14 protein-coding genes and 5 tRNA genes are annotated in these 13,501 nt (G+C 39.4%); 9 read left to right on the forward strand and 10 right to left on the reverse strand.

Annotation, left to right across the window (positions count from 1 at the left end; all coding sequences use genetic code 11):
- Position 1 precedes the first annotated feature (1 nt).
- Both CYO92_RS00345 and frr read left to right on the forward strand, forming a co-directional pair.
- Positions 2–961, forward strand: a complete 960-nt coding sequence (locus CYO92_RS00345) for a polysaccharide deacetylase family protein (RefSeq protein WP_103589183.1) — start codon at positions 2–4, stop codon at positions 959–961.
- A complete protein-coding gene (gene frr / locus CYO92_RS00350) occupies positions 951–1,508 on the forward strand; it encodes a ribosome recycling factor (protein WP_072595202.1) in 558 nt (185 codons plus the stop codon). Before CYO92_RS00345 ends, frr begins: the two co-directional genes overlap by 11 nt.
- Before the next feature lie 524 nt (positions 1,509–2,032).
- On the opposite strand, the gene CYO92_RS00355 is transcribed toward frr, so the two are convergent.
- The 5 genes from CYO92_RS00355 to CYO92_RS00370 form a co-directional block, all read right to left on the reverse strand.
- Positions 2,033–2,122, reverse strand: a tRNA-Ser gene (locus tag CYO92_RS00355).
- Positions 2,123–2,179: 57 nt separating this feature from the next.
- Positions 2,180–2,335 carry a hypothetical protein gene (locus tag CYO92_RS09250; protein WP_180997814.1) on the reverse strand — a complete coding sequence of 52 codons (156 nt, stop codon included), beginning with the start codon at positions 2,333–2,335 and terminating at the stop codon, positions 2,180–2,182.
- 33 nt (positions 2,336–2,368) lie between these two features.
- A tRNA-Cys gene (locus CYO92_RS00360) sits at positions 2,369–2,442 on the reverse strand.
- A 9-nt stretch (positions 2,443–2,451) separates the two neighbouring features.
- A tRNA-Leu gene (locus tag CYO92_RS00365) sits at positions 2,452–2,538 on the reverse strand.
- Positions 2,539–2,546: 8 nt separating this feature from the next.
- Positions 2,547–2,621: transfer RNA gene (locus CYO92_RS00370), tRNA-Gly, on the reverse strand.
- Positions 2,622–2,727: 106 nt separating this feature from the next.
- On the opposite strand from CYO92_RS00370, the gene CYO92_RS00375 reads away from it, so the two are divergent.
- From CYO92_RS00375 to CYO92_RS00405, 7 genes are all read left to right on the forward strand, one after another.
- Positions 2,728–2,803, forward strand: a tRNA-Ala gene (locus CYO92_RS00375).
- A 102-nt stretch (positions 2,804–2,905) separates the two neighbouring features.
- The gene (locus tag CYO92_RS00380; protein ID WP_103589185.1) at positions 2,906–3,640 is read left to right on the forward strand and encodes a spore coat protein; all 735 of its coding nucleotides are present in this window, start codon (positions 2,906–2,908) and stop codon (positions 3,638–3,640) included.
- 75 nt (positions 3,641–3,715) lie between these two features.
- Positions 3,716–4,840 (forward strand): PepSY-associated TM helix domain-containing protein, encoded by a 1,125-nt coding sequence (locus CYO92_RS00385; protein WP_103589186.1) that lies wholly within the window; start codon positions 3,716–3,718, stop codon positions 4,838–4,840.
- Positions 4,841–4,911: 71 nt separating this feature from the next.
- Positions 4,912–5,934 (forward strand): ribonucleotide-diphosphate reductase subunit beta, encoded by a 1,023-nt coding sequence (locus CYO92_RS00390; protein ID WP_103589187.1) that lies wholly within the window; start codon positions 4,912–4,914, stop codon positions 5,932–5,934.
- Positions 5,924–6,412, forward strand: a complete 489-nt coding sequence (locus CYO92_RS00395) for a hypothetical protein (protein ID WP_103589188.1) — start codon at positions 5,924–5,926, stop codon at positions 6,410–6,412. Before CYO92_RS00390 ends, CYO92_RS00395 begins: the two co-directional genes overlap by 11 nt.
- Positions 6,413–7,180, forward strand: coding sequence for a carbon-nitrogen hydrolase family protein (locus tag CYO92_RS00400; protein ID WP_103589189.1), 768 nt, complete (start codon positions 6,413–6,415; stop codon positions 7,178–7,180).
- Between the two features lie 60 nt (positions 7,181–7,240).
- Positions 7,241–7,873, forward strand: coding sequence for a protein-L-isoaspartate(D-aspartate) O-methyltransferase (locus CYO92_RS00405; protein WP_054197303.1), 633 nt, complete (start codon positions 7,241–7,243; stop codon positions 7,871–7,873).
- 36 nt (positions 7,874–7,909) lie between these two features.
- On the opposite strand, the gene CYO92_RS00410 is transcribed toward CYO92_RS00405, so the two are convergent.
- From CYO92_RS00410 to CYO92_RS00425, 5 genes are all read right to left on the reverse strand, one after another.
- Positions 7,910–8,494 (reverse strand): hypothetical protein, encoded by a 585-nt coding sequence (locus CYO92_RS00410; protein ID WP_103589190.1) that lies wholly within the window; start codon positions 8,492–8,494, stop codon positions 7,910–7,912.
- 222 nt (positions 8,495–8,716) lie between these two features.
- Positions 8,717–10,171: a TonB-dependent receptor domain-containing protein gene (locus CYO92_RS00415; RefSeq protein ID WP_180997816.1), complete on the reverse strand. Its 1,455-nt coding sequence runs from the start codon at positions 10,169–10,171 to the stop codon at positions 8,717–8,719.
- Between the two features lie 85 nt (positions 10,172–10,256).
- Complete coding sequence (locus CYO92_RS09255) at positions 10,257–10,715, reverse strand: TonB-dependent receptor plug domain-containing protein (protein ID WP_180997817.1); 459 nt, start codon at positions 10,713–10,715, stop codon at positions 10,257–10,259.
- A gap of 226 nt (positions 10,716–10,941) precedes the next feature.
- A complete protein-coding gene (gene recJ / locus CYO92_RS00420) occupies positions 10,942–12,516 on the reverse strand; it encodes a single-stranded-DNA-specific exonuclease RecJ (RefSeq protein WP_103589191.1) in 1,575 nt (524 codons plus the stop codon).
- Between the two features lie 352 nt (positions 12,517–12,868).
- A complete protein-coding gene (locus tag CYO92_RS00425; RefSeq protein WP_258030573.1) occupies positions 12,869–13,486 on the reverse strand; it encodes an NAD(P)H-dependent oxidoreductase in 618 nt (205 codons plus the stop codon).
- Positions 13,487–13,501: the final 15 nt, after the last annotated feature.

Here is a 13,501-nt window from a genome sequence, read left to right on the forward strand (position 1 = left end):
AATGATAAAAACGTTTTTAGCGTCATTTTTGACGCTAACGTTTGCTTTTGCAGACGCCCATATCTTAGTTTATCATCGATTTGATGATCCAAGACATGCAAGCACTGATATTTCAGTCAAAAATTTAAGAGAACAATTTGAATATTTTAAAAACAACGGCTACGAAGTCGTAAAACTCTCTAAGCTAGTTGATGCGCTAAAATCTGGCGAAGAGATACCAGATAACTGGATTGTTATTACTATTGATGATGGCTACAAAAGCTTTTATGATAACGCACTTAATGTTTTTAAAGAATACAACTATCCATTTGCTATGATGATATATGTCGAGGCTATTGCTGGAAAATATGGTGATTATCTGACATTTGATCAGCTAAAAGAGCTGGAAGCCTACGGCGAGATCGGCTACCACTCATACGCACACCCAAGGATGACCAAACTTAGTGATGAGGCATTAAGAGAAGATTTTCAAAAAGGTATAGAAACATTTGAAAAGCATATGGGCTATAAACCAAAATTCTTTGCAGTGCCTTACGGTGAAATCGATAAAAGAGTAGTTGAGCTTGCAAAAGAATTTGGATTTTTGGCACTTCTAAATCAAAACTCAGGCGCTGTTTCAAGCAAGAGCGACGTTTACGATCTTTATAGAACGCCTGTGATGAACGGCACCAAAATAGCACTAACGTTTAATAGCAAATTTTTAAATGCTCAGTGGATATTTCCAGATAGCTATCCACAAAATAATGCAATAGATAAACTCATTATAAAAACTGATACAAACGCCAGTGAAGGTAGTTTTTTTATGACTGGCTTTAATGGCTTTAAAAAGGTACCCATGACAAATGGGGTTTTTGAGTGTAAATTTAACCCACCGCTTGATAAACGCAAAGTTTTAATATCACTAAAAATAGATCATCAACGAAGTACAAAACTTCTAATAAAGGACATCAATGCTAAATAAAATTTACGAAACACAAAAAGAGGGTTGCGAGAAGGCAATAGCTTCATTAAAACGTGACTTTACAACGCTTAGAACGGGTAAGGTAAACATTAATATTGTAGATCATGTAATGGTTGATTATTATGGTTCGCCAACTCCACTTAACCAAGTAGCCACTGTGCTTACAAGCGACGCTTCAACTATCGCTATCACGCCTTGGGAAAAAAGTATGATAAAAGCCATATCATCGGCTATCCAAGCAGCAAATATCGGTGTCAATCCAAATAGTGATGGTGAGAGTGTTAAGCTATTTTTCCCACCTATGACCGTCGAGCAACGCCAAGAAAATGCAAAACATGCAAAATCAATGGGGGAAAAAGCCAAAGTTAGTATAAGAAACGTAAGAAAAGATGCAAATGATGAAGTCAAAAAGCTTGAAAAAGACAAAGCTATAACTGAGGACGAGAGCAAAAAGGGACAAGATGAGGTTCAAAAGATAACTGACACCTACACTGCAAAAATCGATACTCTTGTAAAAGAAAAAGAAGCCGAGCTTTTAAAAATCTAAAATTTTTAGAAATTTTTCCTTATCTAGCTACTTTTATGTGGCTAGATATTCTCTCAAAATAATATTTCAAAAAAATATTTATTAGCAAGTAGTTTATTTTTTGTCTGTTGTACTTTTATCTATTAAATATAAATAAAACCTAGACTACATAAAACATAGCCGCCACTTTAACTTTAAACTATTTTCATGGATTGCTTTAGTTTAAATTCTTATTTTGGATTCGTCTTAAATTCTTTATTCAATATTATTAATTTTACATATATTTATACACAGGATTACTACCTATTATGTATTTTGGATGTGCTACTACAAATATTATTTTGAGAATTTAAGATAGTCAAAAATAAAATATAAAAACTCTTAAACTTTTCCTTATCTTACAATATCTTACTTTGAATAAGAAATTTACTACTATTTTTAGTTTTAGTAAATTTTGGACTGAATATTTATGGAAATTTTTTTATAGCCATTATGAACGATAAATCTAGGTAATGCTTTATAAAATATACAAGGAATTAGATAGATGGCCGGGAGATAGGGATTCGAACCCCAGGAGGCTTTCACACCTCAACGGTTTTCAAGACCGCCGCTTTCGACCGCTCAGCCATCTCCCGATTAAAGATTTGTGATTATAACCAACTTTGCTTAAAATTTACTATAATCACTAAATTTTATTCTGTTTTTTCTTTAATATATGTGGCTCCATCATTTATCTTTTCTTTAGTCCATTCTTTAGCATTATGAGTGTCTTCTTTTACACCATGCCAAGTATTTGAACAACCAGCTACGAAAAATGCCATGCATACTGCTAAAAGTAACTTTCTCACTTACTATTCCTTTGAGTAGTTATTTTTGAAGTTTGGAGGCGACACCCGGATTCGAACCGGGGATCAAAGCTTTGCAGGCTCATGCCTTACCACTTGGCCATGTCGCCGTTTTTTGGTGGTGCCCGAGACCGGACTTGAACCGGTACGGTAAAAACTACCGAGGGATTTTAAGTCCCTTGCGTCTACCATTCCGCCACTCGGGCTAAATTAATGGAGCGGGAAACGAGATTCGAACTCGCGACCCCAACCTTGGCAAGGTTGTGCTCTACCCCTGAGCTATTCCCGCGTTAAAGATTGCAATGTTACCCAAAAATTGCTTAAAAATTTATTTTACAAAATGTAAATTTCAAAATATTGTAAGGCATAAAAAGATAAAATACCAAATCTTTTTTGGGGTTATAGCTCAGCTGGGAGAGCGCTTGAATGGCATTCAAGAGGTCGGCGGTTCGATCCCGCTTAACTCCACCAGTGCTTTACTGTCTCTTTTGCTTAATACATTTTCACCATTTTTTACTAAAATTTATGCCACATATATGTAAAAATTCAGATTTCTTTCGCTAAATTACAAATATGCAAAATTTAAAACAATATGTCAGTGAAATTTTAAAAAGTCATAGTGATGGCAACGATCGCGTCTTTAGCTTTGAATTTGATGGACAAAAATTTTGGTTAAAACGTATTGAAAAAAACATTGAAGGTAGTTTTTTAACTAAAATTTTCAAGCCAAATCCTTATAAATCATTTGCCAGCGAGATAAAAAAACTTGAAATTTTAAACGAAGCCAAAGCTCCTGCCCCAAAACTCATTCTAAAGAGTGATGAGTTTTTCGTAATAGAAGATGTTGGTGAACCGATTTCTCAGCTTTTTAAGTATAGCAACGATGATAAATTTAAACATGAAATTCTATTAAAAGCAGCCCGCGCGCTAGCTGGGCTTCACGCATTAAATTTTGCGCACGGACGCCCGGCTCTTAGGGATATCGCCATAAAAAATGACGAGATAAAATTTTTAGACTTTGAGTCAAAATTTTTTAGCCATGACCTAGAGCTTCAAAAGTGTCGCGATCTGCTTGTTTTTATAGATGAGTTATTTCGTTTTAAAATTTCAGACGAGTTTGCAAGCGAAGTCATTAGCGAATATTTGGCAGCCGGAGGGAGTGAAATTTACGCGCGCTCACTACAGCTAATTATAAAATTTAAACCACTTTACTACTTGCTAAAACCATTTAAATCTCTAAATAAAAAGGATCTAAACGCAGCCATCAGAACCTTTGAGTATCTCTTGCCGATCGCCCAAAATAAATAGCAAATTTCTTACCAAATTTATCTCCTCTTAACAAAAAATAAAATAATATTCGCTATTAAAATTTAAAGGAAAAAAATGTTTTTAAAACGAGGAAAAATCATCTTCAACATCCACCTAATAATTGGGCTAATTGCGGCTATTCCACTAATATTCATGACTCTTTCAGCACCATTTGCGTCTTATAGAGAAGAGATCAAAAGTGCAATAAATAAAAATTTTATAAACTTAGTTCCTAGCGAAAAAGCAAATTTAAGTTTAAATGAACTCCTAGCTAAAGCAAAAAGTGAGATTCAATTTGATACGCTTGAAAGCTTACAAATAGGTGGAGCAAATGAAGCTTATCGTATAAGCATTACAAAGGATAAAAAACAATTAAATTTCTTTATAGATCCAAGAAGTGGCGAGGTGATCAGTGAGGACTGGGGTGAGAAATTTCGTATCATTATCTTAAGCCTTCATAGAAATTTAGGACTTGCCTTGCTTGATAGTAAAGTGCCAGCCAATATCGGCAAACAAATAGTTGCGGTTAGCTCTATCATCATGGCTCTGCTTGCTATCAGTGGCCTCATCCTCTACGCACCAGCGATCAAGCGAAATTTCTTAAATTCACTAAAAATTAAACCAAAAGCAAAGGGCTACGCCTGCTTCTACAACCTTCACACCAGCCTTGGCACCTACGTGGCGATCTTGCTTGTGGTGATGTCACTAACTGGTCTTTACTGGTCTTATGGCTGGGTGAGAAGTGGCGTAAATAGCATATTTTTTGATCTAAAAATAGCTCCAATGAAAAAAAGTCTACCGCAATCAAATTTACTCCCAATAAGCGACGAGAAATTTAAAGAGATCGAGGCTGCGGAGCAAATTTTTAAGGATAACGTCACGCTAGAGCTAAAATCGCTCACGATAAACGTGCCTGAAAACAACCAAAGCACCTACACTATAAACTACGAAACTAGTGAGAGCCAAGTGGGCAAACTAAAGCTTGACGCTAGCGCTGGCAAGATCAAAGAAAACAAGCTTGTTAGCAAGGCTGAAAGCATCCCAGAGGCAAAAAAGGCTGGGCGAAAAGTGCTTAGTCTGCACACCGGTGAGATGTTTGGCGAGATCGGCCAGATCGTATTTGCAGTATCATGCGTGATCGCAGTTTTACTAATAATAACTGGCTTTTTGATGACGATAAAAAGGACTAAGGCACTCTAAATAAAAGTAAATTTTTACCTTGCTTTGGGTAAGATTTTGAGAAATTTTTACTACAAACAAGAGAGAAATTTATGAATAGAAAACGCATCTACAACCCAAGTTCAAATGAAAATTTGACCGACAGAAGAGTCTTTAACGGTAACCCACACGGCATTTTGAATTTCACCAAGGCAAAATACGAGTGGGCGTTAAAGCTTTGGGACCTCATGGAGGCAAACACATGGTTTCCAAAAGAGGTCGATACCACCGACGACGTGCGCGACTACGCCTACAACCTCACAGAGGCCGAAAAGCGCATGTACGATCTCGTATGGAGCCAGCTCATCTCGATGGATAGCTTCCAGACAAACAACCTAGCTGACAACATAAACCCTTACATCACCGCACCAGAGATCAACGCCGTGCTAAGCCGCCAAGCCTACGAAGAGGCAAACCACAGCAAGTCTTACGCTGTCATGGTCGAGGCGATCTGCGACAACACCGACCTCATCTACGAGATGGAGAAGCACGACGACGTCTTGCGCGAGAAAAACGACTATATCTCAAGCGTTTATGAGGAGCTTGCAGGCGAAGTGACTGACGAGAAGCTGCTTCTTGCGATGGTTGCGAACCAAATTTTAGAGGGCATCTACTTTTACAGCGGATTTACAGCGATCTACGCTCTAGCTCGCGCTGGCAAGATGCTAGGCTCAGCGCAGATGATACGCTTCATCCAACGCGACGAGATCACGCACCTGCTTTTGTTTCAAAACATGATAAATTCAGTCCGCAAAGAGAGGCCTGATCTTTTCACGCCTGAGACTGAGGCAAAAATTTATGATATGTTTGAAAAAGCTGGAAATTTAGAGATCAAATGGGGCAAATACATCACCCAAAACCAGATAATGGGCTTTACTGATGATATCATCGAGCAATACATCCACTATCTCATCGACCAGCGCCTAGTTGCGATCGGTCTAAAGCGCAAATACAACGCCGCTCACCCGATCAAATGGGTCGATGACTTTGCTAAATTTAACGACCAAAAGTCAAATTTCTTTGAAGCAAAGGTGACAAACTACAGCAAGGGAAGTATCAGCTTTGATGACTTTTAAAAATGGCATCTTAGCCCTTGCCTGCGTGCTTTTTGTAGGATGTGCGAGTAGTAGTCAAAGGATAATCGATCAGGCAAATAAAAATAATCTCGAAAATTTCTACGCCTACAAGCTTGTCAAGATAAAAGAGACAAGCCAAGCGGAAGTCTATCAAGAGATGCCAAACGGCGAAATTGCACCAAGTTTCGCGCCACTAGGATCAGTGCTAGGAAATGACGTGATGCTTGGCATAAACAAGCAGTGTGGCTTTGAGCCAAAAGACCTAAAAGAGGTAAGAGTAGTTTCACATGATGAGGCTAGAGGTCTAGGCTTTGAGGTCTGGGTCTTTAATGATCCACTCTCACAGCGCGATGACAAGATCACAGCTATAAGCGTTATTTTAAAAGCTACACCAAACATCGGTGGCACGGATATAAACTGCAAAATTCCAAAAGACTGCCACGATGAAAAACCTATAACATTTGTATTTGGAAAATAAATGGACGAAAATTTAAACCTAATAAGCCTAACTTTAAAGGCAAAAAATGCTACCGAGCGACTAGAAGAGCTTGCAAATTTAGTTGAGGCTGCGCCTGAAAATTCGCTACTGCTTGCAAGCGAGCTTTGCATCAGCAGCTATGACTTTGACGGCTTTTTTGTAGGGGCGAACAAAGCGATGCTTGGTGGCATGATAGGTAGCTTTGATGCAATGCTGCTTGAGCGCTTGCAAGAGGCGCTTAGCCCAGATAAATTTCTTGGTTTTACGCACCTTACTAGCCTAAACAAAAGCGCAGGGCTCGCTCAAATTTCAAATCTAAATCCACACCAACCAAAGATTTATAACGAATTTTTGCTTCTTAACTCAAATAATGTCTTTCATTCACAATTTAAAGCCGAACTTTTTAGGCCAAATTTGGAGCATGAAATTTTTGCCGCTGGCGATGTGAGCGATATAAATGCATTTGATTTTAGAGGGCTAAAGCTTGGGGTGCTAATCTGTTTTGAACTACGCGATAGCAAGCTTTGGGCAAAGCTAAAAGGATGTGACATCATCATGGTACCTGCCATGTGGGGTAAGGCTAGAGAGGATGCTTATCTTAGCCTTTGCAAGGCTCTAGCTATCGCAAACAACTGCTACGTCATGATCTCAAGCTCTCTTGCATTAGAAGTTGCTGGGGTGTTTTTACCAAATGGCACACTTGTTAAAGAAACGATTTTTGATGCAAATTTAATAAAAGAGATCAAGACAAATTTAGGGATTTTATAAATTTTAAGATAAGTTTTAAATCGTATAATAACGATTTAATTTTTATTTAGGATATAAATTTTGACCCAACTAGAAGCGATAAAATGCCAAAATTTAGCTAGCGATATAGCCGATGAGATCACACTAAGTCCGCTTTTGTTCGATGCGATAGCTACCACTGAGCGCGAAATTTTTGTACCAATCACTGCACATGCTTATAAACTTGATGCTCAGCCCATACTGGGCAATCAATGGATCAGCTCGCCGCTAACTGTGGCAAAAATGACAATGGCACTAGAGTGCGAAAACATGGATAACATCCTAGAGATAGGTTGCGGCAGTGGCTATCAAGCAGCTATTTTAAGCAAACTTGCACACAGAATTTTTAGCGTCGAGCGAATAGAAAAGCTAGCCATGGAGGCGAAAAAACGCTTCGAGGCATTAAAGATCAGAAACGTGCACGTAAGGTATGATGACGGCAACAATGGCTGGCGAAGCTACGCACCGTTTGATCGTATCTTACTCTCGGCAGCTGCTGATGAGATCTCGCCAAATTTATTTAAGCAGCTTAAAAATGGTGGAATTTTAGTAGCTCCAATGAAAAAAGATGGCAAGCAATTTATCGCTAAATTTAAAAAAGATAAAGATGGAAATTTAGAAAAAGAGTACTTGGATGAGTGCCTTTTTGTGCCACTTCTTGAAGGTAGAGAGTAGCCCAAAATAAGGCAAAGCCTAAGCCTTGCCTAAATGTTAGAATTTATAAGTATAGCCTGTATAAATTCCTATAGTCGTATCTCTTAGCTGAGCTCCGCTATTTTTCTTATAAAAAGTCTTATCAGCTTTTAAGCCAAACTCGATCGCGTTATGTTCGTCAAATGAGTAGATGCCGCCCGCTTTTGCGCCAACTAGTAAGCCTTTGAAATTTTTCTTACTTGTTTCGTTATTAAATCTCTCTCTAACACTCAAGTAGCCAAGACCTGTGTATCCACCAAGAACGGCTTTAAAATTCTCAGTGATATTTGGCGTATAATCAACACCGCCTAGAAATTTATGCTTACTCCATTTTGCATCTGACTCACCAGCATTTTTCCTAGCTTTAAAGTCATAATAATAACCGCCATAAGCTCTATAGCTGTCAAAATCATAACCGCCATAAAAGCCAAGGCCATAGTGACCTTTTTTGAAGTTATTTTTCTCACTACTTGCTATGTTTTTTGTTTTGATTTTTGAGTTAAACGAATAATCACCTTCACCACCAACAAATGCACCTTGAGCTAGTGCAACTGAGCTTACCAAAGCTAGAACCAAGCTTGATTTTACAAGTAAATTTTTCATACCTCTCCTTTAAAAAATTTCTGAGATTTTACATCTAAGCTTTTAATCTATATAAAATTTAAATTTAATAAGAAATTTTATACCAAGTGCCAATTTATTACTAATAGTAAATGTAGTAAACGTGGGTATTATTAAGAAGATAAGAGCAGAAATACTTAAATTTAGCACAGCTTTAGGGCAAATCCTAAGCCCACAGCCATGCCAAATTTATTAAGTTACGCCCTAAAAATGCACCTTAAATTTCGCCCAAAAGCTTCTGCCCGGCTCATAAAGCCTCGTGCCGTTCGGGATAGTCTCGTAGCCTGCGATACCGCCGCCGTAGCCGCCTTTTGAGTTATGATAGGCGTATTTGGCATCGTTTAGGTTTTCCGCCGCTAGCAAGAATTGATAATTTTTGTATTTGTAGCCCGCGCTTAGCCCCAGCGTCCAAAAGCTATCGCTCTTGCCCAGGTCCATGCCGCCCACGTCGCCGTAGCCCTTTTGTGCGCGGTTTTGCGATGCGTTAGCGTAGAAGTCGGCTTTGACGAACCAGTCTGGCTTTTCTAAGCCGGCGCTTAGTTTAAACGCTAGAGGCGAAACCTTAGGCAGTGCATCGCCGTCTTTTAGGCCGCCCGCGTTTTTAGTTACCTTGCCGTAGACGTAGGATACTCCCGCCCCTAGCCTAAACATATCGTCTAGCAGCGTAGTGCCCTCTATCTCGCCGCCGTATAGCAGGGCGTCGGTATTAAATACGTTTGAAGACATACCCATAGGACTATACTTTATCATTATGTAATCATCCATCTTCGAGACGAAGAAATTTGCGTTTAGCTCGTAGTTTTTATCTTTTAGCACGGTGCCAAAGTCTAGTTGAGTGTTTCTTTCTTTATTTAGCTTGAGATTGTCGTCTTTACTCGTTTCCCAGTGATCTGGCAACCTTTGGGCGTGCCCTAGTCCTGCATAAAGCGTTAAATTTTGCAGATATTTTTCGTATCTAAAAAAGCCTGAGAATAAATTTTCTTTTCTGCTCTTATGCGTTTTTAACAGTTTTCTCTCGCCCGCGTCCAGCCTAAGTCCGCCAAAAAGCCCGTAGTCGTTTTCAAGGACGTATTCGTTTTGAGTGTATATCGTTTTATACGTTACCTTGCGCTCTTTTACGTGCGGCTTTGATAGGGCGGCGTCCATGTCGGCTTTAGATACGCCGGCTCCGCCCGTTCCGGCGCCTCGCCATTTAAAGGAGTCTTGCGAATAACCGGCGCCAATGAAGCTAGTTAGATTATCGAAATTTAACTCACCTTCTAGCTTAAAGCCGTACATATCGCGTATCGGGTGACTGATGCTATATCCCTTGCCGCGCCCCGTGCCCGGCACCACCGGACGCATGGTGAAGTTGTCCATTATATGATCGATTTGATGATAGTACGAACTTAGCCTGATCTTGTGCTCACCGACATCTTGTTCGAATTTTAGTCCGAAAGACTTGCGGTCAAACTGCACGCCGTCCCTCATCCTATCGGCATAAGCCGCTTCTCCATTACCCAGATCCGCGCTTAGCTGCAAGGCGGTAGTATCCGTGGGCGTTAGCGTGCCTACGAGCGAAACGCTGTTGCGTTTATAGTGCGTATGCATTTTCTGTCCGTCGCCGCTTTTATAATCGCCGCTCTGGTAGTGTCCGCCGGAAATTTCTAAGCTGCCCAACTCGTTACCCGCCGCTACGTCTGCAGCAGTTTCAAATCTTCTAAAACTACCGCCAAGTACGCTTACGTTTCCTCCAAAGCTCGGTTTAGATAGCCTTGCTATCTCTCCTATCGAAAAATATACCGCCGCTAATGAGCGCGCCGTATCTGACGTCTTGTGGGCCTTTTACGATGCGAACCGAGCTATAATTTTGCGCCGAGATGTAAGTGATGGGCGTATCCATGCGCATACCGCAACCGCCGTTTAGCGTGCTACCGTCGATTAGCACCGGCAGTCTGGCCGCCGTCTGCGAGCGGTAATAAACCTCGCTGCCGCCTCCGCCCTTGCGCTCCATCGTAAAGCCATTCAAATTTGAAAGCGATTTGGCGATGTCGCTGTTTTCCAGTATCGCACCATTGCCTACTATTTGAGCCTTTGTCGGTTCGTCAAGAACGGACTTTTGTATCTTTGCGGAAACGGTAACCGGAGCCAAGTCTATCGTTTCTTCAGCACCAAGCATTAAATTTGGTACTAAAGCAAATGCTAAAACGTAAGAAATTTTCATGTTTAGTCCTATGAAATTAATATTTAAAATTAAAATTAAAGCAAAAATGAACTTAAACAAAGTATAAATATTTATATAACATTAATTTTACAATACAGAAATTTGACTCAAATAGTATTATTTTAGTTGGACTGCATTAAATATATAAAGAAACGATTTTGGCGAATTAAAACCGAAGCAATCTCAGTTTTATTAAAATTTAGCATTATAAAACCGAGATAAAAATTTATAAAATCTCTTTTATGAGTAGTTGTGGAGTAACAAGTCCGCGGAATGAATTTTTTGATATACAAAAGATAATATCTATCATCTCGCCAACTCTAGCATGTCTTGTAAAGTTAAAGAATAGAGCCTCAAGTGTTTTATTATCCTTTTGCAAGATGAGCTTTAAGTGATTTTGATCTCTTCCTATAAGTCTTTCATTTTTAACAAGAGCATTTTTTATCTTAAAGACTGGGCGAGGATTCTTCTGTCCATATGGCTCATAAAATTCTAAAATTTCAAGCAGTTCAAAGTCGATCTCGCTTGGCATTATGTCACCAAGTAGCTCGTCTGAGCTTTTGCACTCTTGCATATTTAGGCATGAGCAACTTTTATTTATTGCTTCTTTAAATTTCACCAAATTTTCAGGCGCAAGTGTAAGTCCAGCCGCTCCTTTATGACCACCGTAGCTTGTTAGCAGATCTTCGTGGCTTGCTATGAGAGATAATATATCAAGCTTACCAATGCTTCTAGCGCTACCTTTTGCACGGCCTTTATCTATACTAAAGACGATAGCTGGCTTTGCAAAGTGCTTTGCTAGGCGGCTAGCTACGATGCCTATCACACCCTCGTGCCACTGCTCACCCCAAGTGATGATGACTTCATCGTCTTCTTTTACGTCCTTTAGCGAGCACTCAAAGAGTTGGCGCTCTTCCTCTTTTCTGGAGTTGTTAAATTCAATGATCATATCAAGATAGTTGTAAGCCTCTTCGATGCTCTTTGCACGCAAAAAATTAAATGAATTCATTGCATCGTCCATGCGTCCGGCTGAATTTATAAGCGGAGCTATAAGAAAGCTAATATCATCGCACTCAAATTTTTCCTTACCATAAAACTCTTTTATAGCATGAAATGCGGAACGCTTAGACGCATTTAGCTTACAAATGCCAAGACGAACAAGCATTCTATTCATATCTCTTAGCTCCATCATATCAGCAATTATCGCGATAGCTAAAAGCTCTAGAAATTTGCTCATATCGTAATTTAGCCCAAAAACATCCTTTAACGCTCCAACCAAATACCAAGCGACCTCAGCACCACAAATTTCAATATTTGGGAAGTTGCATTCTTCTTGCTTTGGATTGATGATCGCATAAGCTTCTGGAAGAACAGCTGGAGGCATGTGATGATCAGTGATAATAAGATCGATGCCTTTTTCTTTACAGATAATGGCCGCATCGTTTGCAGAGATGCCGTTATCAACGGTGATAATCAAGCTTATATCGGCTGAGAGTTCGTCTATTATCTCAGGATTTAGCCCATATCCATCTTTAAATCTATTTGGAATTTTTACTAGGTAGTCTTTCACGCCAAGATCATCAAAAAACTCAGCTAAAATCACGCTCGAAACAACACCATCAACATCATAATCGCCCACAATGGCTATGCGCTCGTTTTTCTCGATCGCTTCTTTTATGCGATTAGCGCCTTTATAGATATCTTTTAAGGCGCTTGGTGTCGGAATTTCACTAATTTTTTTATGTATGTCGTTACAAAATCTATGCGCTAGTAAATTCCTTATATCCTCTTTATTTAGCATGGTTTTGGCAAGAATTTTTAAAGAACTTGCCAACTTTATTTAATGCTACTTGTTCACTTAAATTTACACCCATATTGCCAAAAATTTGGCTATAAAAATACTTCTTTCTCATCGCAATCTTTCGTCTTTATTTTGAATGCTTGGATTATATCTTTTTGAAATTTAATTTCTTATAATTTTAAATGAAAGTAAGATTTTAGGGCTCATGGCGAGCTTAAAAGCTTTGTTAAATTGATAGTCTTTACAAATTTAGCACACCAAAAACGACAAGCATTAGCAAAAATTTATACAATTAAATTTATAAATTTTTAAATGCTTTATGTCATAAAGTTTAAACCATTTTTATAAAAATTTATTCCAAATTTCGCAAAAACTCCGCGTATTCTCTAGAGCCTTGCTCTAAATCGTCCTGGCTCGATACGTAGTCCACACCCGGAGTCTCTTCGGCGCCGTAAAATGCGAAAAAGTCGCGGTAATCGGCGCGAAAATAGTATTTAAATGCAAGCTCAAAGGGCGTAAGAACCTCGCGCAAGCTAAAATGATAGCGTCCTTGCGGGCTGTAGTCGCTCTTTTTGATGCCTGCGGTCACGGCTAGCGCTACCTTGCGCCCCGCTATGCCGTCTGAACCGCGTCCGTAGGCAAAGCCATGCGTCATCACCGCGTCGATCCACGATTTTAAAATCGGAGGGCAGGAGAAGTTGTGAAGCGGAAACTGCAAAATGAGGGCGTCGTGGGCTCTGATGAGTTCTTGCTCGCGCGCAGCGTCGATGTTGCCGCCTGCGTAAACCTGTGTCAAATCATGAACACTAAAGCGCTGCGGCTCTTTGAGAGCCTCTTGTAGCAGGCGTTTGTTTATGACCGAGTTTTGGATATCAGGGTGTGCTAAGATGATTAGAGTTTTCATTTTTCTCCTTAAAAAATTTAGCAAGAAGTGGGATTTATTTGATAAATAATTGAATAAAAACAGCAAAATTTTTAAAAGAAT

Source organism: Campylobacter concisus, assembly GCF_002913715.1.
In the GTDB taxonomy this organism is placed as follows: Bacteria; Campylobacterota; Campylobacteria; order Campylobacterales; family Campylobacteraceae; genus Campylobacter_A; species Campylobacter_A concisus_AG.